We start from the raw sequence: 21,644 nt of genomic DNA, 5'->3' as shown, positions 1-21,644 counted from the left end.
CCTTCTCATTTTTTTCATCACCACGGTTGAGTGTCCACCTGTTCACCGTATCATCCATGCTCCCATGATCCTTCGTCATCTTCAGCCAGACTTCGACACCTTCAAAAGCCGCGCAACCCAGGGCAACCTGGTGCCGGTCTGGGTCGACCTCGCGGCCGATTACGAAACCCCCCTCTCCGCCTTTCAGCGACTCTACGACGGACGCCATGGTTTTCTCCTCGAATCCGCCGAACTTACCCAGCATTCGGGGCGTTATTCCCTGCTCGGCAGCGACCCCCGGCTCATCTTCACCGCCCGTGGCTCCCAGATCACCATCGAAGAATCGGGCAAAACTCGCAGCTACACCGCCTCCAGCGACCCCCTGCTCGAACTCGAAACCATCATGGCCGCGTTTCAACCCGCCGGTCCCCCGCCCTCTCCCGTATTCCATGGCGGTTCCGTCGGTTACCTCGGGTATGACATGGTGCGCTTTTTCGAGCCCACCCTTCCCCCGCCCCCTCCTGACAGCCTGGATGTCCCCGAGATGGTCTTCATGCTTGCCGACACCGTGGTCATCTTCGATCACAAACATCGCAAACTCACCGTCGTCGCCAACGTCTTCATCCCCGACCACGAAACCCTCGAAGCCGCCTACCACTGGGCTGGCCAGCGCATCCTGCAAATCGTCGCCAAGCTCGAAGCCCCGCTTCAAATGAAGGCCCTCCAAGCCTTTGCGCCCGACTCCGGCAAGATCGACCTCGACCTTAAGGCAAACACCACTCAATCCGAATACGAAGCCATGGTCACGGCCGGCAAGGAATACATCCGCGCCGGTGACGTCTTCCAGTTTGTCCCCTCCCAACGCTTCGAAACCGACTACACCGGCAGCCCGCTCGACCTCTATCGCGCCCTCCGTCACGTCAATCCGTCCCCCTACATGTTCTGCCTCTGCTTCCCCGACGGTTTCTCCCTCGTCGGCAGCTCCCCCGAGGTCCACGTCAAATGCCTCGACGGCCAGATCGAAATTCGCCCCATCGCCGGAACCCGCTGGAGAGGTGCCACCCCAGGCGAAGACGATGCCCTCGCTGAAGAACTTCTCGCCGACCCCAAAGAACGTGCCGAACACATCATGCTCGTCGACCTCGCCCGCAACGATGTTGGACGTGTCTCTGAATACGGCACCGTCAAGGTCAACGAACTCATGATCATCGAGCGCTACAGTCATGTCATGCACATCGTCTCCAACGTCACCGGCACCCTCGCCCCCGGGCGCAGTGCCTACGACGTGATGCGTGCCACCTTCCCCGCCGGAACCGTCAGCGGCTCCCCCAAAGTCCGCGCCATGGAAATCATCAACGAACTCGAAAAGAACAAACGCGGTGCCTACGCCGGAGCCGTTGGCTATTTCGGCTTTGATGGCGGCCTCGACAGCTGCATCGCCCTGCGCACCTGCGTTCTCAAAAATGGCAAAGCCTACGTCCAGGCCGGTGCCGGTGTCGTCGCCGACTCCGATCCCACCTACGAATACAACGAGACCGTCAACAAAGCCCGCGGCATGCTCCGCGCCCTCCAACGCGCCAAAGAACTCGCGTAAGCCCAAAGTGGTAGCGGGTGTCCCACACGCCCCATCCAGCCACACGCCCCATCCAGCCACACGCCCCATCCAGCCACACGCCCCATCCAGCCACACGCCCCATCCCAGCACCGCACCCCTCCCACTTCCCCAATCCTGCACCCACAAAGTCAATACTTTTCTTTCACAGGAGAAAATTAAAAAACTCGCAATATCAGGTAAAGTTGTTCACTTTTTTCATTCAAAACCGCTAGTATGGCTTTTGGTGCCAAACGCCGTTTGATACGCTTCCCCCCTCGCACTTGCCCCCGTGCAACTTGCCAGTTTTCCATCTCAATTCACCGGGTCGAACGACCATTGGCGGTAGCTTGCTCTTGTTCCGCGCCGTCCGATGCAGCAAACTCCCCGCTCCGGGATGTCACCCACTCGGCACTGAGAAATCTCTCCGGATTCGCGGCACTCGCCCACCCTCCTAGAGTAAAGTAGAATGTCGTCATCCCGTCGCATCGCATTCGGAGCCGCCGCGCAATGGGGCAGCCGTGGCGTTTCCATTGTGCTGGGTTTGGTGATGATGCCCATACTCCTGGGACATCTGCCGAAAGAAGAAGTCGGACTCTGGCTACTTTTGGGCCAAAGCTGGGCCGTCATGGGAATTCTTGACTTGGGATTCGGAGTGGTTTTAACCCGTCGAATCGCCCTCGCCAAAGGCAAAAGCGGCGGCGACCCGGACACCCCCTTAACTGATCAATCCCTTGAAGAAATTGCCGACCTCATCGCGATCGGTCGAAGAGTCTACCGGATTATGGCAGGGGGAGTTCTGGTTGTTTCGTGTTCACTCGGTTTCTTCTACTTAAACAATCTTGAACTTGCCACGGTCAGCCACAGCACCGTCTGGATCGCCTGGATCGTTCTTTGCCTGTGCCAGGCACTCAATGTATGGTCTTCCACCTGGACCTGCCTGCTGGTGGGCATAGGATACGTTGGATGGGATGCGTTGCTCGCCACGTCCATCAACACGTTGACTTTGCTGGCCCAGATTGCAGCGGTGTTGTTTGGTGGTGGATTGATCGCCTTGGCTTCGCTCGCCACGGCTGGATCCCTCATCCAGCGTCTCATCATCCGTGGTTTCTGCGTCAAACTTAACCCGCGCGTCTTCAATCTGAAAGGGAAGTGGAACCCCGCCGCATTCGTCGGAATTCCCAATCTCGCACTGAGGGCCTGGTTGTCCACCTTGGGGACGGTTCTGGTATTCAACACGGATGGGTTTTTCATTGCATCAGCATCCGGCGCAGACAACATCCCGGCCTACCGCGCCGCAGCCCTTGTTGTCCTCAATCTTCACATCCTCACCTCCGCATTTGCCCAGTCGTCGTCCGTGTTCATCAGTCAGTTGTGGCAGGCCGGCGAAGTTCAGGAAGCGCGGCGCATTATCCAAAGGAACTTGCGAATTGGCACTTGCTTCACGCTTTGCGGCGGCGCAGCCATCCTGTTTGCGGGAGAGTCTTTGTTCAACCTCTGGCTCGGGCCTTCCAACTACGTCGGTCCGCTGGTTTTAGGAGTTCTTGTGATGGTGATCGTTCTTGAACAACAATCTTTCATCATTTCAACCAGCTGCCGGGCTACCGATCACGAGCCTTTTGCCATCTGGATGATGCTCGGGGGAATTTTGAAACTATGTCTTGCCTTGCCGTTGATCCATAAGTTCGGATTGCTGGGCCTTGCCCTGTCAACCATCATCGCCCAACTGGCCACCGCTCATTGGTTCGTCGCCAAACATGGTCTGCGCAGAATCGGAATTCCATTCTCTTCTTACCTTAGATCGGTGACGCCAACTGCCCTTGGAGTCGTTGCTCTCACCTGTGGCTTCTGCTTGCTGGCGAAATACACGTGGCAGTCCAGTTCCGACCTCGCCTATTTCCTATCTGTCTGCATCGCTTCGGCTCTGGCCTTGATGTTATCGTCCTGGATTTTCATTCTTGATGGTCATCAACGCAGAAGATTCCTCACCATGCTCGGTCTAGCACGATTCATCGACGGTGTTCACTACCGGCCATGATCTCTTTGTTTGTTACCTTTTCGCCCCCCTGATCAACACGTGTTGCCGACCCAATTTATCCGCAAGTGGACGCCTCGAAACCTCCGCAACTGGCTTCGAATGCCATCGCGATCAACCGAATATTTGTGGCATCGCATTCAATTCTCGACGGGGCTGACCAACACCGTCACCATCCGGGATCAATGGACTGTCAGATGTCACCCAACCGCGAAAAAACACTTCGAAGTGTTTCAAGACGATCCCGTTCAGTCTGCCGAGTTGGACGCATTTCTCCAGAACTGTCCCCCCGGAATTCAACTTCTGGATATCGGTGCCCACTACGGATTCTTCGCCGCAGCGGCAATCAGATTCGGCGGACCAGCAGCAAGGGTTCTCTGCATTGAAGCGTCCCCGAAAGCCGCGAAAATCCTCCAAACCACCATCGCTCTCAACCAACTTGAGCATTGCGTCCAATCCATCAATGTCGCCATGGGACCTGAGGATGGTCTTTTGCCCATGCTAACCACCGGCCCCCTCGCCGGAGATTACTTTGTCGTCCCAGCGGAAACTCGCGCCGATGTCACCATGGTCCCCCAGCGAAGCCTCGCTTCGATCATTCAAGAAACAGGATTCTCCCCCACCCATATCAAATTCGACATTGAAGGTTTTGAATACGAAGTCATTGAAGCGGCCATTCAAACGCTTCAGCAACATCATCCCATTATCTTCCTTGAATTGCATGGCGATGCATTGCACGCTCGCGGAAAAAATCCCGGCGACGTCCTGCAAATGCTGCAAAATGCCGGCTACAATCATTTCTTGCTGAACGATTCGGAGATCACCGAAAAAGATCTTCATCACCTGGGTTTCAATTGTCGCTTAATTTGTTCCTAGATTGAAATGCGGATCGTTCTCGCAGGCACACTTAATGGACATGGAGGCATCCAGACCCACCTCTTTTGGCTCGCCAGAGCATTGCTGGAAGCAGGCAACAAAGTGAGCATCATCTCACTTTCAGGTGCTCTCACTGACTACGACATCGAACGTGCCGACCAGCTTCAAAAGTTCGGCGACTTCTCGCTGCTTACCCCACGTCGAACGAACTCCAATCAACGTCGGAATGGATTGGCAACTTTCATCACCATCATCAAAGATCTTCGGCAACTTAAACCAGACATCTATCTCGCCTGCGGCACCGGTTGGAATTTGTTTTTGCCCGCTATTTTGAGCCTGTCCTGCCCTGTCAGAGTCTTTCACGAAGTCATGTCTGGCCATTCTGTGGGCTCGTTGGATTCACGACAAGCGGTTCGCTTCGGCTTTCACCATGTCGTTGCCCAGGCATCAGCAGTTGCCCGCGTATTCAAACAACAATTTGGCTGGTCAGCACCTGTTCCTGTCTTGCCAGCTTTTCCTGAACCTTTGGAAATCACGGCCTCCCTCCCTGCTGTCAGTCAACAATCGATCCCGGCGGGCAACATTCGAGCGGCATTCTTTGGTCGTCTGGTTCCTCACAAAGGCGCTCTTTGGCTCGCGCAACAGTGGCCCCGATTGAGCAGGTATCTCTCTGAACTGCACATCTACGGAACTGGCCCCGACCAGCAGCCGATCAAAGAACTCATCGATTCGAATGGTTGGAGCCGGAGCGTTGAATGCAAAGGTCAGTATCCCTCAGGACAAGCCTACGCCAATCTGCTCTCATCTTACGACCTCACTCTGCTGCCGACGACTGGCAATGAAGGCGCACCTCTGGTTTTGTTGGAATCCATGGCATGCGGGGTTCCATTTGTTGCTTATGGAGTCGGCGGAATTCCAGACTACGCCAATCCCGACTGCCTGATCGCCGACTCAACCTCGCCAGAGTCCTTTCTGGATGCGGTGTTCTGTATTTCTGACCGTTTCGCTTCCAGAGAAATCAATCAGTCACGCCTCCAGCTTCATTACCTGGAAAACTTTTCTTTTCAGAAGCTCGCCGATCAATGGTTAAATTATATGGCCTCAACAACAGCCGGCCTTTCCGATGATCAACACTGACTTTTTGGCTTCTTCGATATTTTGATTAAACGCCGTTGAAGACCGGCAGCCGTATATTTCTCATGCGTCATGAAAAACCTGGTGACTGCCGTGTTCTCGTTCTTCAGAACGGTGCCCGCCATAACTATGCCGTCCCATTGGCTCTTGCCAGGAGTGGCATGCTCGGAGGCTTTTATACCGACGCCTGCGGAAATGAGGGACTGGGAAAAAGAGTCTCGCTATTGTCACACCTTCCAAAATTTGGCACTTCGTTTAAACTCCTGAAAAATCGAACGGTGCCCCATGAAGTCCTCCCCTACACGCGCTCATTTCCTGTAGGGGCGATGGTGGAAAACCTCATCACAGCCAAGATTGCAAATTACACCGACGCCCACGCATTGGGACTGTTAATGGCATGGGAGGGGGATCGCGATTGTAACATGATCTATTCTTCCCAGGGATGGTCCCCACAATTTTTAAGGCGTGTTCAGACGAAAAGAAAACACGTTGTCTCAGAAATCTACGTCAAGCCAACCTTGTCCCGCATTCATGAACAGGAGCAGGTCCTTTTTCCAGATTGGGAAAACATCAAACCTCCGGCATCAACGATCGCCTTGGAGAAATTCCGTGATGGTTTGTGTAAATTTTCCGATGACTTGATAACACCGTCGATTTCAGTCAAAGAGGATATCATCAAAGAGCGCCTGTTTCCTGAGGATCGAATTCATGTGGTTCCTTATGGAATAGGCGACGAATTTTTCAGCATTGAGAATCAACCAGTTGCTGGAAAGATCTTATTCGTCGGAAGCTGCACCATCTCAAAAGGGTTTCATTATTTTGCGGAGGCCACGCAGATCGTTTCCAAGGTTTCTCAACCCAGCCCACATCAGTATACTGCGGCGGGCAATGCGACTCAACTGGTGAAGCAGCAACCAGCTTGCAACCAAATCAAATTTTTAGGACGGGTTCCAAGGTTTGAAATTGATCAGCTCTATGCTGATGCGGACATCCTGGTCTTCCCCACCCTCTCCGACTCGTTTGGAAGCGTTGTTCTCGAAGCCATGGCAGCCGGTGTCCCGGTCATCTGTTCCCCGTATTGTGCGGACATCGTTGAGCACGGCGTCTCCGGTTTCGTGGTGGAACCCCGGGATATTGAGGCGTTGTCGGCTGCCATGATCAAATTGACAACTGACCGCAATCTCAGACGAAGCATGTCAGAGGCAGCCCGCATTCGCGCCCGCCAGTATACGTGGGAAAACCATCAGAAAACACTGACTAAAACCTTGTTGTCCCTGCACGATGCTGGTCGTTCAGACAAGTAATGTTGAATCTGATCAGCCCGCCAAATCGAACCTAAAACCTGGACCCTTGTATGGATGTCACGGTCATGATCACCAGCCGAAACCGTTGCGAAGTGCTTCGGCGGACACTGCTGCGCCTTTCCCAGATGAATCCCCCGCCAAAAGAGATTCTTATCACGGCGGATGGATGCACTGATGAAACGGCAGTCATGGTTCAACAAAACTTCAGTCACTGTCAGCTCACCATCAACTCTTCCGGTCTTGGCTCAATCGCTTCGCGCGATCACATGCTGCGACGGGCCACGGGCGAACTGGTGTTAAGTCTCGATGACGACAGCTACCCTCTTGACGATGATTTTTTCGCTCGCCTGCCCATTCTCTTTGAGGCTCATCCTGAAGCGTCCGTCATCACGTTTCCAGAACTGCGTGATGGGGGGGGTTTCGCGAATTCATCCCAGTCTCCAGACAGCGAGGGTCATTATGTGTCTGCATACGCCAACGCGGTTGCGGCCATGCGGCGAAGTTTCTATCTAAAATCTCCCGGCTTTCCGGGTATGTTCTTCCATTGTTACGAAGAGCCAGACTATGCCTTGCAATCTTATGGCCAAAAGAGAGGCGTTTGGTTCGAACCCTCCATGGTGATCCGCCACCACTACACAAGCGTCAACCGAAGTGAACTCAAGAATCACCACTACAATGCGCGCAACGAGCTTTGGAGTGTCTGGATTCGGTGCCCTCTGCCATGGGTGTTTCCGGTTTCCTTTTATCGAATCGTGCGGCAGCTTTTGCACTCGGCCACCCAAGGGCCCCTTTGGATTGCCAAAGAGCCAGTATGGTGGTGGTCAGCCCTCAAAGGACTCGGAAGATGTTTGCAGCTTCGTTCTCCCATTGCTTGGCCCACCTACTTCAGATGGATGCGTCTTGCGAGAAATCCCATCCATCATGTCAGCGATTTTAGAGAGAAATTTGGCCTCGCCACGGAGATTGCATAAACCTCGGTGATCGAACAAAAAATTTCTGCTTAGCAAAATATATTGTCATGCCCGCATTTCCATTCTCACCATCGAAGCAAGGTCATTCGCGGTCTGGGGCACGCTCGTTCATCGTATCAATTTCGATTGCCCTCGTTTTCGCTTTCGCGCTGGCTCAAACCAATGCAGAAATGAATCTTCTGCATCGCGAGCTCTTTTCCACCACGGGATCACTAACCTCTGCTCAGCCTGGGACAAACTTTCATGAAGTGACAGGAACTTTGCACATGCGCGCTGGTGGACCGCGTCTTGTGTCAGGCTCGCCCGCTAGCGCAGATCTTCGAGAACAAGCATCCTCCGCCTTCGGACGCTTCATTTTTGATTCTCAACTAGAAACAAAAATTTTTGTTGGCGCATGGTTCTATTTGAAAGAAGTCAGTGGATCACAAGCCGATATCTTATGCCAGCTGAGCGCTGAAGGAGTCTTGTCTCCTCTAATTTGCATTCGTAATGACAAACTAACCGCAGCCATCCACTTCACCAACGTGTTCATACCTGTTGACGTCGAGTGGAAAAATCGTTGGATCTATCTTGGCGTGGCCACACACCTCAAAAACGGCTCAGTCGCGGACCTGAAATATTACTACAAATACCCAGGTCAGCCAATGCAGAATTTTGCAAACTTGAACGACGCAAACATCGGCATCTCGAACCTAGGACAAATGTTTGCCGGAACCCGAACTTTCGGGACTGGTCTCAAAGGACGTTTGGGCGCCCCTTCCGTTTACACGTTCAGCAATCCAGATTTTAGTGATATCGCCTACCCTCAAGAGCTGATCGAGCCCACCACAAACTTTACTTGGTATTGCGATCCCCTTAACGGAAATGATTCTGCGGACGGCACCACGCCCGCCAAAGCTTGGAAAACTGCCGAGAAGCTTAACATTGAGGGACAATTCACAGGAATGTTTGCAGCAGACTCCTATGAACAAGGCAATGTTCTTATCATAGACACCGGAGGAGAGGAGTTGGATCTCCAAGGAACCTCTTTCCGTATCTCCACACCGGGCCTGAATGTCAAAGCCGCTGAAGGTCAGGAATGGATTCGCATCAAGGCACAGAGAACTTTGCCAAACAATTCGTGGAGTCCGACTGCAACATCGAAAGTTTTTTCCACCGCTGACACCCAAGACCATGTCGTTCTGTGGGAAGACGATAAATTTATGCATCATCCGACAGGAGCAACCTTCGAATCGGTAAAAGATCAATTGGCGTCCACCCCAGGTTCCTTCTGGACTGATGGTTCTACGCTTTATGTTCATCCGTTTGGGAGCACAGATCCCCGAATCGATGGAAAAAAATATGAACGAAGTTACTACTATGCTGATGGAGGGGCGATGATCCTGAGTGCCCCTAATTTGCACATTGAAGACATCCATCTCGGGAAAACTTGCCTGGCTCGATCCACGGATAATGACCCAATTGGAGGCTACTGCGTGGGATTTGGAGCCCCCCCCGGCAGGACCGTCTATAAACACTCATATCTCTACTATGGATCCAAACACAATCTGAGCATTGTTCAGGGAGGGCCTGGAGATGATGTCTTGATTGAAGATGTTCAATGCGAACAAGGATCGCCATATGCTGGAGCCGGAGGGCAGACTGTCTTCGTGTCGTTTAATCACCAGCCACTCGATTTGGGAATTACCCACCGATTTCATCGCTGTCGATCTGTTGCCAATGCAGGGGTGATAGGATCTACAGAAGGAGTAATGACCCAATTTTATCCAGTGTTTTACTCGCACAATCTTGGAACTCCCAACGAACCTGATCAGTTCGAGCTGTTCGAATTTATCGACTGTGATTTTGGTATCGGAAACATCCAAGGAGATGGCGTTAAGACCGTTTATCTCGAGAGGACGCGATGCGGATCTCTGGACATGCATGCGGCTGTCATTGCTCATGAGAGCTATTTCCATGGAATGAACAGGGTGATATTTGGTCGCTCGCTCACCGAGCGAAACTGTATCCACCTTATTGAAGGCAGCCTTAGAGTGAACCCTGTTGCCGGAAATGTGGACCTTCAAGGTTGCACTATCGATGCAAGGGGAGTAGTCGATCTTCACGGAGGGGTCCCTCAAGCCGCACTCTTCACAAGGCAGAACCAATTGGAGTTAACTTTTGTCAACAATTTGGTTTTGATGCCCTTCAATGTTTCTGGTGCCAATGTGTTTGCCAATCTTCGGCAAACGGACCAATTGACTTTAAGCACCAATGCCTACCAGCTAGGAACAAGCAACCTCGTTTACCAGTATTTCAACGGAAGCACATCAGCAAATCGCAGCCATGCCCAATGGCAGAGCTTGGGTTTCGACAGTGGCAGCTTCCTCGCGACAAATCTTCAATTGGATTTACTCCGCCCTACTCTTGGAAGCCCTCTTATCAATGCGGGGGCTAATATCGGCCCACTTAAAGACTACACAGGAGGCACGTTCAAAAAAAGGAACGATATAGGTGCATTTGAATCTCCCCCAGTGACTTTCGAAGATTGGCAAACAGAAAACTTCACAGAAGATGAATTGCAGAATCCTGCCATTAGCGGGCCTGGATCCTCGTATTTGAACGATGGGAATTCAAACCTTCTCAAATATGCATTCGGGCACTCTGCTATCACCGTGCTACCACAACCATTCGAGTATGCACTTGTTCCAGGACTCGATGAGTTCCCCCCAGTGTTCGAAATTACTTACGAGCGCTCCCGATGGAATTCTGACATCTCACTGACTGTTGAAACCAGTATTGATCTCGTCGATTGGTCGGACGCCGACATCGATGAACAACAGATCTTGAGTCAAACTTTTTCGAGTCAATTCATCAAGACTTACGCTTGGTCACCGTCCGGCGACATCGGGTTCGTCAAAATCACCGTTAAGAAAACTTCTTCTCCCGATTAGTTTTTGCACTGATGTTTTGACTGCGGTCTTGACCATATCAGCAACCAAAATCCGCCCCCAATCCCCGGCACCATGTCACGGATAAATTTACCCGCCCCGCGCTACATCGTGGCTCAAACTGGGGCACGACGAGGCTACGCTGTCCCCTACATTCTGCATCAAGCAGGATTGCTGGAACGCCTGTATACCGATGTCTCAGGTAATTCCGGTTGGGGGAAATGGCTGGCTTGGGGAAGATTTCTTCCTGTGGCCGGAGAGAAATTCCGTCGATTGATTAATCGAAGAATTCCGGAAGAATTGCTCCCAGTTACTTTCACGTTTGCACGCCCCAATCTTCGTTGGGTGTGGAAAAGTGTGTGGAGCCGCAAAGATCCAGACACTCGATCCAAGTTAGACTTGGAAAGAAATGTCGATCTTGGCCTGGCGGCTTCGACTTACGGTTACGGAAAAGCAACTCATTTATACATCATGTTGAGCGAGTTTACTCCAATGTTGCAGGACGCCCGGCAACGAGGGCTAAAAGTCGTTTCTGAAGTCTACATCCTTGTCAGCACCAGCAAGCTTATCTCGGAAGAACGCAGAAAATTTCCGGAGTGGGAACCGAAATCTGCGGACCACGAGAAGATTGTCTACAAGTATGGCTTTGAACGCTCACCTCTTACCCATGCGGATTTTTACATCTGCCCTTCAGAGTGTGTCGCCGATGACTTGGTTGAAAACTGGAACATTTCGCGCAACTTGACGGCCATCGTTCCTTATGGAGTGAAGGCCGAATGGTTGACCCTGCAACCCAATCCCATTCCAGGGAGGATTTTGTTTGTAGGAACTGCCGAACTAAGAAAGGGTATTCATTATTTGGCTATGGCTGCGGCTGAGTTGACTAGGCAAGGCTATCACTACGAATTTCGTGTTGCCGGACACGTCGAGGACTCAATACGAAATCAATCCATCTGCGACCACCTTACGTTCTTGGGTAGAATTCCCCGCTCACAAATCAAGGAAGAGTATCAGCAGGCGGACATTTTTGTGCTTCCATCATTGGCAGAAGGATCTGCGGAAGTGACTTACGAAGCTTTGGCTTCGGCACTTCCTGTCGTTACGACAATGGATTCGGGATCGGTCGCCCGCGACGGGATCGAAGGAATCATTGTTCCAAAGCGGGATGTGAATGCGCTTGTCGAGGCGATCAAATCACTGGTCGAGAATCGCGAACGCCGGGATCTACTGTCGGTTGCCGCCCGCAAGCGCGCCTCCGAGTTTACATGGGAGCAGTATGGTGAGAGGCTTGTGAGGGCTTTATTGTCCATGCCAGAGAAGCAAACTCAAGGATCAACTTATTAAATGAAGGCAACCCGACTGATACTACGAAATCAGGTTCGCTATTTTCTGGTCAAGATTGGACTTTTCCGGTTTGTCCGGAATTGCCTCTACCGACTCCGCAAAAACGATACCCATCATCAACTGCTTCAATTCTACAGCAAACTCATCGGTCCAGGTGATCTGGTTTTCGATGTGGGAGCCAACCGTGGACAGAGTGCCGAAGTCTTCTCAAATTTGGGAGCTCACATCATCGCTTTTGAACCTCAAACTGAACTTCACTCAGAAATCCGTCACGTCTGCCGTCCTACGAATCATCTATTGATTTTGCCCCTCGGACTTGGTGAGACCGAGGAATCTAGAACTCTCTTCATTTCCTCATTTGATCAAACCTCATCACTCAGAAGCGATTGGGAGGGAGACACCGTTGGATCGTCCACTATCTCAGTATCAACATTAGATCGACAAATTGCAATACACGGCAGACCTCACTATTGCAAAATCGATGCTGAAGGCTGGGAATTACAAATCTTGCGAGGACTAAGTCATCCAATACCACTGATCTCCTTTGAATTTCATAGTTCACCTTCTGAACTTCCATCCGCAAAATTGGCTCTTGATCAAATTTCCACTCTTGGAGCCTACGATTGCAATTTCAGAGAAGCAAGCTCCGCCAAAATGGCGTTGACTGATTGGATGCCAGTCAATGATTTTCAGCGGAGTTTTCCGAACTCTCTGGGAGTCGATCTCACGGAGGGGTATGGAGATATTTTTTGCCGGCTTCGATCAGAGAATGATCGAATCGCTTTCCATTAAACTGCTCCGCAACTATCTCGCACGTGATCGAATGAGATTCTTTAGCCTGCTACCTGTTCGAGACGAGGCCGAAATCATTGAACAATCGATAAGACATCTTTTGACGTGGTCGGACTTTATCTACGTGTTTGACACCGGTAGTGTGGATGGAACTTGGGAAATCGTTTGTGATCTGGCGCAAATTGAGCGACGCATTGTTCCTCTTCGAAGGGACCCGGTATACTTTAACGATACCATTGTAAGAGGTTGGATTTTTCATCAAGCACGACAAATAATGCGAACTGGAGACTGGTTTCTCCGAGTTGACGCTGACGAGTTTCATCATGTTCCCCCTCCCCTCTTTGTTAAGGAGCGCCTGCGTCCCTACGAAACAATAGTTTACCACCAGTATTACAACTTTGTTCTTCTGAAATCTGAAGTCGACGCATGGAATGAGGGGAAAGAGTCCATGACCGACCGGATTAAACCAATTGAAGAAAGGAGACGTTGGTATCAACCCAGTGTTTATTCGGAACCGAGGATGTGTCGTTACCGCGACACCATGCATTGGCCGCCGTCGGTGTCCTTTCCATACAACGCCGGTTATCTTGCCGCTGAACGTCTTCCAATTCGGCACTACGCCCACCGCGACCCCGTTCAGCTGGAGCGGCGCTGTTTTCTTCGAGCAATGATGATGGCCGATCAAGACAATCGTTCCAACTGGAGCGCACCCGAGTTGCATCATTGGGCAATGGGCGAATGGGAGAATCTCATCACTCCCGACGACGCCCCTGGTTTACACTACTGGCTGCCGGAAACGGAACTACCGGAGGTTCATCAATCCAATCATCTCGCAAAACCCGCCATCCGTTCTCTTCAGCGATTGGCCCATGCCTTTCTCCTTCCCATCCTTGATCAGACCCGAACCGGCTGGCCAGACGGTGCTTATCCCAAACAGATTCCAGCCGCAGTGGCAAGACGTATGGAAACCGAACTTGGCACAAACAGGACGGACGCTTGAGTTCTGTTTCGCTTAAAAAACCAGTTTAAATTTTTCAATGCTTGCCTCCTATCTTCGCAAAATCATCCCTGAACGATTTCGACCAATTGGATATTTGACCCACCTTACCCAGAAGAGATCATTCAACTCAGTAATGAATGGGCCTTTCGCAGGGATGCGCTACGCCAGGAAGTCCCAAGGCAGCGCCTATATTCCAAAATTGCTCGGCATTTACGAACGAGAGCTGGTCTCTTGCATTGAGAGCTTGATCGCAAATTCACCTTCGATGGTGGTCGATGTCGGGGCAGCGGAAGGTTATTACGCGGTAGGCATGGCTCGACGACTGCCCAACGCAAAAGTGGTCGCATTTGAAATGGAATTATCTGCCCATGACACCCTTCGTGAGATGTCGGAGTCAAATGGTGTTGCTGAGCGCGTTTCGATCCGCGGCAAGTGTGAAACTTCCGATCTGTTTAAACTTTTACAAGATGAGGACTCGGTCGCCGTGATATGCGACGTTGAGGGATATGAAAAACAATTGCTGGATCCAAGCGTTGTTCCCCAATTGATTCATTCAACCATTCTGGTCGAATTACACGATTTTTTGGTCCCCGACATCACTCAGACTTTGATTGATCGATTCAATACCACCCACAAAATTTCTCACATTTGGCAAGAGCCTCGCTCCACTGAGGATTTTCCATGGCGGACCATGGCCACATCGCTTCTTCCTCAATCTTATCTGGACTGGGCCGTCAGCGAGTGGCGCCCGGTCAAGATGTCATGGCTCTGGATGGAACCCAAAAAATTATGAGTCTCAATCAGCTAAAACGCATCACCAGAAGATTGCTTCCTGCACCGCTTTTCCAGACGATTCAGAAAATCCGGACATTAAGACATCGTCCAGATCCTGAAATTGCCCGCCTACGTCAGGCCTTTGAGCTCGCACAAACTTCCGAGGCGATGCAAGTCAGGCCGGACCTCAAATTGATTCTAGATCCCGAAAGCAAGGAACCTTTCAGTTGGTTTTGCTGGCGGTCACCTGAAATGGTGAAGGAACTTGATTTCTTCATATCTCTTATTGCAGGTGCAAATACCTTCGCCGACATCGGAGCAAGTCACGGAATCTTTTCATTGGTATTTCTCAACATCAATCCGAATGGCCGGGTGCTGTCAATAGATCCTTCGCCTCTCGCTCATCAGTATCGGACTACCAACGCCCAATTGAATGACATGAGTGAGTCGCTACGCTGTCTCCAGGTTGCTTGCGGAGCTTCAACCGGTTCTCTGGACATGCATTTCAACTGGCATCATCTCGATATTTCTGGAGAAGGGGATGAAAGACGGGAAAAAATTTCAGTGCCTCTCCGCCCCTTGGACCATATATGCACTGATTTAAACTTTTCTCCAGAAATCATCAAGATAGATGTAGAAGGTTATGAGTTGGAGGTTCTACAAGGTGCGGAAAATACTTTAAAGCATGCAAATACGCTGCTGATTGAAATTCATCCGGAATTTTTGGACAAACTCAATTTTTCTCAATCTGACATTTTTGACTGGCTGCACATACGAAAATGGCGGGTTCAATCGCTGGATAGGATTGACATGAAACGTGATAAGTTTGTCGATCAAATTCACACGTTTCATGTCTACTGTGAGCGGATCGGTGCAGTGGAATGAGCCCTACTTTAATGAACGGAAAGACCAATGCAGTCGCTGCGGACACGCCTATACGAGTGTTTTTTTGTTGCACGGGTTTGGGAGCCGTCAACCGAGGATTTGAAACGTTTTTCCGCGAGGCTTTTGACGAGCTGAAAACTGACCCGAAAATTGAGGCCCTGCTCATTAAAGGTGCGAAACAAGATCACACTGGTTCACAACGGACTCCCGATGAACATGCGATAAGGTTTTTCTCCCGAACTGGGAAGATCGCCACAGCAATTGGACGTCTCACTGGACGTAGTGCATATGCAGTAGAGCAATGGAGCAGTTTTCCGGCTGTGGTTCGACAAATTCGTAAATTTCACCCTGCCGTCGTCTTCTACAGCGAGGCTAACTTGGGATTTTTGTTGCATCGCTTTCGCAGACAGATCGGAGTTCCCTATCGCCTTCTCTTTTCCAACGGTGGTCCCTGTCACCCGCCCTTCACCCAATACGATTTTGTCCACCAAGTGGCGCCGGTCTATCACCAGGAAGCCATCCATTTTGGTGAGCCGCCAGCCAAACATTTTCTGGTTCCTTATGGAATCAAAGTGCCCTCAAGCCCCTTCCCTGACGCTGATGCGAAGCGCCGACTCCGTTCCACTCTCAATCTGCCTTTGAACCGCCCAATTGTGCTAAGCGTAGGGTGGATCTCCAAACATCACAAAAGAATGGACTTCGTGATTGAAGAGATAGCCCGGATGTCTGGGCCAAGACCTTTCCTTCAGCTCTTGGGTTCAACCGATAGTCAAAGCAATGAGATCATCACCCTCGCAAATGAACGACTGGGTTCAGACAATTACTCCGTCCTCTCCCTCCCAAAAGAAAGTGTCCATGACTATTATCAGGCTTCTGACGCCTTTGTATTGGCATCCCTGTCCGAAGGCTTTGGACGTGTTTACATCGAATCTCTGATGCATGGACTTCCGACCATCGCCCATCGGAATGAAGTGACTGAGTATGTATTGAGTGACGTGGGAACTTTGATTGACCTCACCAAGCCTGGACAGCTTGCGGCGCAACTGTCTGAAGAACTAGGGAAGACCCCTGTATCGTCTTTTGAGGAGATGAGTCGACGAAGAAACAGCATTGTGAGGCGCTTCTCATGGGATGCATTGCGCACGTCCTACATTGACATGTTTCGTTCCGTGGCGTCAACCTTCACACATTCATAGGAAAACCTACAACATAAATAAAGCTCAGATTGCCATTTTTAGGTGAATCTGCAGACCTGACACCATATGCCTTACTACTATCTCTATCTGTTGATTGCGACCTTGATCGTCTTTTTCCTGTTTGTTCTCAAATCGCCTGCGAAGATTTTCGAATATCCATATTTCATGGCCGCCGTCATGGCGATTTTCGTTCTCCCCCAAGCTTACTCGCTAATTCTTTTTCCTGGGGGCGTCAACATGCCGGAAATCAAAGACATGCTGCTAATATGCAGCCTATGTCTATGGTGCTGCGCGTTTGGCTACAAATTTGCACCTTCCGTTTCCATCATCCGCGACATCTCCCGCCCTGTGGACCTTGATCGTTTTTTGATCGTTGGCGTGGCCTTCGCTCTTGTGGGTCTTGCTTCGGGGGTATTCCTTCCCCGTGATCAGGTTGCATTTGGTAGTCGCGGTGGACTCACAGGCGTCGCAACGATTTACATGTTTTTCGGATCCTTGATCTATCCAGGATTCGCCATCTGCTATTATGTTTTCCGGAAGAAGATCAACTTCTTCACGGTTTCCGCACTTGCACTTTCGTCAATCAGTCCGCTGATAGCAATCGTTCAGGGGCGAAGGGAGCCAACCGCGACTGTGATTCTTGCGCTGGCAGTAACCAGTTATTTTTTGTTTCGAAAACCACCCAACCGTGTTGTGGTGTTTGTTGGACTATTCTTCGCAATGCTGGCGATTCCTGCAACAGGAGACTATCGCAGAATCATGCATGACGAGGGAATTAGTAAAATTCGCGAAGTCAACCTGGTTGAGAATTTTAAAAATTTTGTGACCCGGGAGTCGGTTCTTGAACTTCGAAATGGAGCTGCGATCATCGAATCGACGCGCATTCAACGTCGATACGGATGGGGCGCGGGCTATTGGAATTTGTTGGTGCATCGTTTCGTTCCAGCGCAGATTGTCGGAAGACAAACCAAAGAAGCCCTTCTAGTAGGAACAAACCTGGAGAAAATTTATTCTACTGAGCTGGCGACCAATTATGAAATCTCGCCCGGATCAACCATCACGGGAATGGGAGACTCTTACGAACAGTTCGGCTGGTTTGGCTGTTTGTTTTTTGCCGCCGTTGGCATGCTATTCAAATCGGTATGGACGGCTGCCATGCAGCCCAATGCCGCATTTGCCCAGATATTTTACATCATGATTTGCACGTCGGCAATGCGGGCGATCACGCATCAAACCGTTGATTTCGTTCCCGCTGTCACTTATCAACTGATTTTCCTTGGAGCCGGATATCTGTTTGCCAGAATCCCAGACGTTCCCCGGTTATCCAGGCGTGCTGGAGCTCGCCCTCCCTCTCCCGCAAAGGGGAAAATCAATCAGTGAAGTGCCTGGGGAATCGAGGCGGTGTGCAACAATGTTGTTTTGTTCATAAGTCGAGCCAGGAACGCTTTTCCCACGATGCACATGACCAGCAAGAGCCATGCAGTTTGTAGCGACCTGGCTGTTCTGATTCCTTCGCGGGGGCGGGCGGTCGAGTTGGCAGCGACTTATCGATCAATCAGAAGGCAGGCTTTGCTGCCCGCGCAGGTGGTATTCGCCGTCACCAACGAGTCAGACATCGTTCAAGTAGACAGGGAGTCAGGGGAAATTGATTTTTGCTATCACCAATCGGGGAAAACCGCACAACTCAACGCCGGAATTCGGAAGCTGCGTCCTGAGATAACCCTTGTTGCGATCATGGATGACGATGTCGAACTGTCTAAAGAATACCTTCGAATCGTCAGAAAAATATTTGGCGAGCATCAAGATCTTGTAGGTCTGGATGGCCACCTTTTGGCCAATGGTGGAGTTGATCGTCAGGAAGCATTGGACTTGGTCAACGCATACGACGGAAATTCGCCTAGGTCCCCCGATTCAGACTTTGCCATTCGGTGGTATCCTTCCGACAAGGGTCTCTACGGTTGCTGCATGACCATACGCCGGGAGGTGTTTAATCACATTCAGTTTGATGAGAGGCTGCCCATGTATTCCTGGATGGATGATGCCGACATTGGCATCAGGGCTCAACGATTCGGCAAATGCGCCTATAGCCCCAATGCATGCATGGCTCACCTCGCTGTGAAGTCTGGACGCGACTCAGGTATCCGGTTTGGATTCGCACAAATCATGAATCCATTCTATCTGGGCTCAACCGGGGTTTTTCAATGGAGCACTGTTCTAAAAAATCATGTGCTTAAAGCCGTTGCGGCGAACCTGTTTGGCGTAATGCGGCGGGACAAATCGGTCGACCGTTTGGGGCGTTTGCGAGGAAATTGGATTGCTCTATCGAACCTGGTGAAAGGGCGAATCGAACCCGAGCTCATCAGGGAAATTCGAGGCTAAGGACAGCTTCGGTCCCCCTTCTATTCAGTGAATACACTCCCATTGAAGCTGGCAGTTCTTTTTGATCACTTTGGTCCCTATCACTTGGCGAGGCTTGGGGCTGCAGCTGGCTTCTTCCGGGTGACGGGCATTGAGTTCTCCACACTTAGCAAAGACTATGCGTGGAACCGGTGTGAACATGGCGACCTCAAAATCATTTCGATGCGAACGTCGAATGCCGCAGGCAGTGACAACGGCATCAATGTTCCTTTCAGGGAACGCCTGAACACGACTCTTTCCCAACTCAATCCTGACGTGGTTGCGATTCCTGGTTGGAGCTCCAAGGAGGCTCTGGTCGCTCTTCATTGGTGCATGAATCGTGGTGTCCCGTCGATCATGATGTCTGAGAGCAACGCACACGACGAGCCTCGAGTTGAATGGAAAGAGTGGATAAAGAAATCGATTGTGGCCTGTTCATCCTCGGCGTTGGTTGGAGGTTCGTCCCACCGACAATATTTACATTGCCTGGGCATGCCTGGTTCTCAGATCGCGCTGGGCTACGACGCGGTGGATAATGACTTTTTCAACCGTCGCTCAATCAATATTCAAGAGACTTCTCCTGGCAATTCTACGGGGAGTTTTCTCGCCAGCGCCAGATTCATTGAAAAGAAGAATCTGTTGCGTCTCCTGGAAGCCTACAAGGTCTACCGCACACGTGGAACTGCAGATGGCAACTCATCAAGCCTGTGGAATCTTACCATTCTCGGTGATGGCCCGCTTCGAGAGAATTTGGAACATCAAGTGTCCGAATTGGCTTTAGGCAGCTTTGTTTCCTTGCCTGGATTTTTGCAATACGATGAGCTCCCGGATTATTATGCGAAAGCATCTGCGTTCATCCACGCCAGCACGACCGAACAATGGGGACTGGTTGTCAATGAGGCCATGGCAAGCGGCCTGCCTGTCATGGTTTCGAACCGGTGTGGTTGTGCCAATGATTTGGTCGTCGACGGTGCCAATGGTTTCGTTTTTGATCCTTATGATACCCAATCAATTGCGGATTGCTTGACATTGATGGCCAGCCTGACAGAAGCGAAACTGGCGGAAATGGGACGTCGGAGTCGGGAACTTATTCAACCTTGGGGACCCGAACGGTTTGGCGAAGGTATGAAGGTCGCGGTCGAAGCTGCCATCCGGGTGGGACCTAAACGACCATCCTTCATAAGTCGCGCGGTGGTTGGATTGTTGTCGTTGCGATGAAGGTGGCATTTGTTACCGACCGTGTCTCACGTCGCGCAGGCGGCTTGTTTGATGCGTGCAAACATCTCGCTCAATCGATTCACACGCAGGGTGTGCAAATTGAGACATTTGGCGTTTCAGATGTCGAATCGAATGAAGACGAGAAAAGTTGGGTTCCCGTTCCTCTTCATTTGGCGAAACCAACACCGGCGTTGGCGCGCAGTCTTGCATTCGCACCGGACCTGCGTAGTTCATTAGTTTCTGCATCGCCAGACGTTGTTCATTTGCATGGGCTCTGGAATTATCCTTCATGGGCGTCATGGCGTTGGCGCCGGACCACTGGAAGAGCAGAAGTGATTCACCCGCATGGCATGTTGGATCCGTGGGCGCTGAAACACAGCGGATGGAAAAAACAATTGGCATTGGCCTGTTTCGAGGCGGCCCATCTTAATGGAGCCTCTTGTATTCGGTCTTTGTGTGATTCGGAGTTGGAGGCCATTCGTAAAATGGGGGTGCGATCTCCGATTTGTGTCATTCCCAACGGCATCAATCTTCCGGCTTTGAAAGCTTCTAGCGATCATGCTGTGACGCGGTCTGCCAGCCGGAAACGGTTGCTCTATTTGGGCCGTCTCCATCCAAAAAAAGGATTGATGGAAATGATCAAAGCTTGGGAGGTTTTTGTGAAGCTTTATCCCGAAAGTGGCTGGACTCTTGAAATAGCAGGCTGGGATGAAAACGACCATGAATCCGAATTGATGCGATTGTGTGACGAGTTGGGACTCAAGTGGCAGCGAACCAAGAAAGACAAAAACTTTTCTGAAGCCGGTTCGAACGGGTCAGTAACGTTTCATGGTCCAACGTTCGGAGATGATAAAGACGCGTTATATCGCTCGGCGGACGCTTTCATCCTCCCCTCTTTGAGTGAGGGGCTGCCAATGGTCATACTGGAAGCGTGGGCCTACGCAAAGCCGGTGCTGATGACTCCGGCATGCAATCTTTCGGTAGGAGTTGAATACGGCGCTGCATTCTTGATCCATGCAAACAAGGCAAGCATTGCCGACAGGTTGGAAAAGTTGGCTTCATTAACCGATGGGGAAAGAGCCGCGATGGGTAAAAAAGGCCGGGACTTGGTGGAGAAACGTTTCACTTGGGATCACGTCGCCACACAATTGATACAGGTCAATGAATGGCTGATCAACGGACACGCCCGGCCCGATCATGTGCATCTGTGAATAAGTA

17 protein-coding genes are annotated in these 21,644 nt (G+C 51.0%); all 17 read left to right on the top strand.

Annotation, left to right across the window (positions count from 1 at the left end; translation table 11 throughout):
• The first annotated feature begins 64 nt into the window (after positions 1 to 64).
• The 17 genes from trpE to FEM03_RS14485 all read left to right on the top strand — a co-directional run bounded on the left by trpE (position 65) and on the right by FEM03_RS14485 (position 21,637).
• On the top strand, positions 65 to 1,573 hold the full coding sequence (gene trpE, locus FEM03_RS14570; protein ID WP_138087011.1) for an anthranilate synthase component I: 1,509 nt from the start codon (positions 65 to 67) through the stop codon (positions 1,571 to 1,573).
• Between the two features lie 532 nt (positions 1,574 to 2,105).
• The gene (locus tag FEM03_RS14560; protein WP_166442872.1) at positions 2,106 to 3,608 is read left to right on the top strand and encodes a lipopolysaccharide biosynthesis protein; all 1,503 of its coding nucleotides are present in this window, start codon (positions 2,106 to 2,108) and stop codon (positions 3,606 to 3,608) included.
• A 123-nt stretch (positions 3,609 to 3,731) separates the two neighbouring features.
• Positions 3,732 to 4,481, top strand: coding sequence for an FkbM family methyltransferase (locus tag FEM03_RS14555; RefSeq protein WP_166442871.1), 750 nt, complete (start codon positions 3,732 to 3,734; stop codon positions 4,479 to 4,481).
• A gap of 6 nt (positions 4,482 to 4,487) precedes the next feature.
• Complete coding sequence (locus tag FEM03_RS14550; protein WP_138087007.1) at positions 4,488 to 5,618, top strand: glycosyltransferase family 4 protein; 1,131 nt, start codon at positions 4,488 to 4,490, stop codon at positions 5,616 to 5,618.
• A 62-nt stretch (positions 5,619 to 5,680) separates the two neighbouring features.
• The gene (locus FEM03_RS14545; protein ID WP_138087006.1) at positions 5,681 to 6,919 is read left to right on the top strand and encodes a glycosyltransferase family 4 protein; all 1,239 of its coding nucleotides are present in this window, start codon (positions 5,681 to 5,683) and stop codon (positions 6,917 to 6,919) included.
• 50 nt (positions 6,920 to 6,969) lie between these two features.
• Entirely contained in the window at positions 6,970 to 7,890 is a 921-nt protein-coding gene (locus FEM03_RS14540; RefSeq protein WP_138087005.1) for a glycosyltransferase family 2 protein, read from the top strand.
• Positions 7,891 to 7,937: 47 nt separating this feature from the next.
• Entirely contained in the window at positions 7,938 to 10,823 is a 2,886-nt protein-coding gene (locus FEM03_RS14535; protein ID WP_138087004.1) for a hypothetical protein, read from the top strand.
• A gap of 72 nt (positions 10,824 to 10,895) precedes the next feature.
• The gene (locus FEM03_RS14530; protein WP_138087003.1) at positions 10,896 to 12,164 is read left to right on the top strand and encodes a glycosyltransferase family 4 protein; all 1,269 of its coding nucleotides are present in this window, start codon (positions 10,896 to 10,898) and stop codon (positions 12,162 to 12,164) included.
• Entirely contained in the window at positions 12,165 to 12,956 is a 792-nt protein-coding gene (locus FEM03_RS14525) for an FkbM family methyltransferase (protein ID WP_138087002.1), read from the top strand.
• On the top strand, positions 12,901 to 13,956 hold the full coding sequence (locus FEM03_RS14520; RefSeq protein ID WP_206171017.1) for a glycosyltransferase family 2 protein: 1,056 nt from the start codon (positions 12,901 to 12,903) through the stop codon (positions 13,954 to 13,956). Before FEM03_RS14525 ends, FEM03_RS14520 begins: the two co-directional genes overlap by 56 nt.
• Before the next feature lie 37 nt (positions 13,957 to 13,993).
• Entirely contained in the window at positions 13,994 to 14,749 is a 756-nt protein-coding gene (locus FEM03_RS14515) for a class I SAM-dependent methyltransferase (RefSeq protein WP_138087001.1), read from the top strand.
• The gene (locus tag FEM03_RS14510) at positions 14,638 to 15,615 is read left to right on the top strand and encodes an FkbM family methyltransferase (RefSeq protein ID WP_138087000.1); all 978 of its coding nucleotides are present in this window, start codon (positions 14,638 to 14,640) and stop codon (positions 15,613 to 15,615) included. Before FEM03_RS14515 ends, FEM03_RS14510 begins: the two co-directional genes overlap by 112 nt.
• Positions 15,616 to 15,626: 11 nt before the next feature.
• Positions 15,627 to 16,811, top strand: coding sequence for a glycosyltransferase family 4 protein (locus FEM03_RS14505; protein ID WP_166442869.1), 1,185 nt, complete (start codon positions 15,627 to 15,629; stop codon positions 16,809 to 16,811).
• A gap of 66 nt (positions 16,812 to 16,877) precedes the next feature.
• Positions 16,878 to 18,191 carry a hypothetical protein gene (locus FEM03_RS14500; protein WP_138086998.1) on the top strand — a complete coding sequence of 438 codons (1,314 nt, stop codon included), beginning with the start codon at positions 16,878 to 16,880 and terminating at the stop codon, positions 18,189 to 18,191.
• A 75-nt stretch (positions 18,192 to 18,266) separates the two neighbouring features.
• Positions 18,267 to 19,190 carry a glycosyltransferase family 2 protein gene (locus FEM03_RS14495; RefSeq protein WP_138086997.1) on the top strand — a complete coding sequence of 308 codons (924 nt, stop codon included), beginning with the start codon at positions 18,267 to 18,269 and terminating at the stop codon, positions 19,188 to 19,190.
• Positions 19,191 to 19,232: 42 nt separating this feature from the next.
• Positions 19,233 to 20,426: a glycosyltransferase family 4 protein gene (locus tag FEM03_RS14490; RefSeq protein ID WP_206171016.1), complete on the top strand. Its 1,194-nt coding sequence runs from the start codon at positions 19,233 to 19,235 to the stop codon at positions 20,424 to 20,426.
• Positions 20,423 to 21,637, top strand: coding sequence for a glycosyltransferase (locus FEM03_RS14485; RefSeq protein ID WP_138086995.1), 1,215 nt, complete (start codon positions 20,423 to 20,425; stop codon positions 21,635 to 21,637). The genes FEM03_RS14490 and FEM03_RS14485 overlap by 4 nt, the downstream gene beginning before the upstream one ends.
• Positions 21,638 to 21,644: the final 7 nt, after the last annotated feature.

Source organism: Phragmitibacter flavus, from assembly GCF_005780165.1.
Classification (GTDB): domain Bacteria; phylum Verrucomicrobiota; class Verrucomicrobiia; order Verrucomicrobiales; family Verrucomicrobiaceae; genus Phragmitibacter; species Phragmitibacter flavus.
The sequence above is the reverse complement of the archived record's forward strand: the minus strand, read 5'-3'. Positions and strand labels throughout refer to the sequence as shown.

Bases quoted from the DNA above. Each gene is read 5' to 3' on its own strand.
- FEM03_RS14485 (WP_138086995.1), top strand. From the start codon at position 20,423: ATGAAGGTGGCATTTGTTACCGACCGTGTCTCACGTCGCGCAGGCGGC.
- FEM03_RS14505 (WP_166442869.1), top strand. From the start codon at position 15,627: ATGAACGGAAAGACCAATGCAGTCGCTGCGGACACGCCTATACGAGTG.
- FEM03_RS14495 (WP_138086997.1), top strand. From the start codon at position 18,267: ATGCACATGACCAGCAAGAGCCATGCAGTTTGTAGCGACCTGGCTGTT.
- FEM03_RS14515 (WP_138087001.1), top strand. From the start codon at position 13,994: ATGCTTGCCTCCTATCTTCGCAAAATCATCCCTGAACGATTTCGACCA.
- FEM03_RS14510 (WP_138087000.1), top strand. From the start codon at position 14,638: ATGGCGGACCATGGCCACATCGCTTCTTCCTCAATCTTATCTGGACTG.
- FEM03_RS14545 (WP_138087006.1), top strand. From the start codon at position 5,681: ATGCGTCATGAAAAACCTGGTGACTGCCGTGTTCTCGTTCTTCAGAAC.
- FEM03_RS14525 (WP_138087002.1), top strand. From the start codon at position 12,165: ATGAAGGCAACCCGACTGATACTACGAAATCAGGTTCGCTATTTTCTG.
- FEM03_RS14540 (WP_138087005.1), top strand. From the start codon at position 6,970: ATGGATGTCACGGTCATGATCACCAGCCGAAACCGTTGCGAAGTGCTT.
- trpE (WP_138087011.1), top strand. From the start codon at position 65: ATGATCCTTCGTCATCTTCAGCCAGACTTCGACACCTTCAAAAGCCGC.
- FEM03_RS14530 (WP_138087003.1), top strand. From the start codon at position 10,896: ATGTCACGGATAAATTTACCCGCCCCGCGCTACATCGTGGCTCAAACT.
- FEM03_RS14500 (WP_138086998.1), top strand. From the start codon at position 16,878: ATGCCTTACTACTATCTCTATCTGTTGATTGCGACCTTGATCGTCTTT.
- FEM03_RS14535 (WP_138087004.1), top strand. From the start codon at position 7,938: ATGCCCGCATTTCCATTCTCACCATCGAAGCAAGGTCATTCGCGGTCT.
- FEM03_RS14550 (WP_138087007.1), top strand. From the start codon at position 4,488: ATGCGGATCGTTCTCGCAGGCACACTTAATGGACATGGAGGCATCCAG.
- FEM03_RS14520 (WP_206171017.1), top strand. From the start codon at position 12,901: ATGGAGATATTTTTTGCCGGCTTCGATCAGAGAATGATCGAATCGCTT.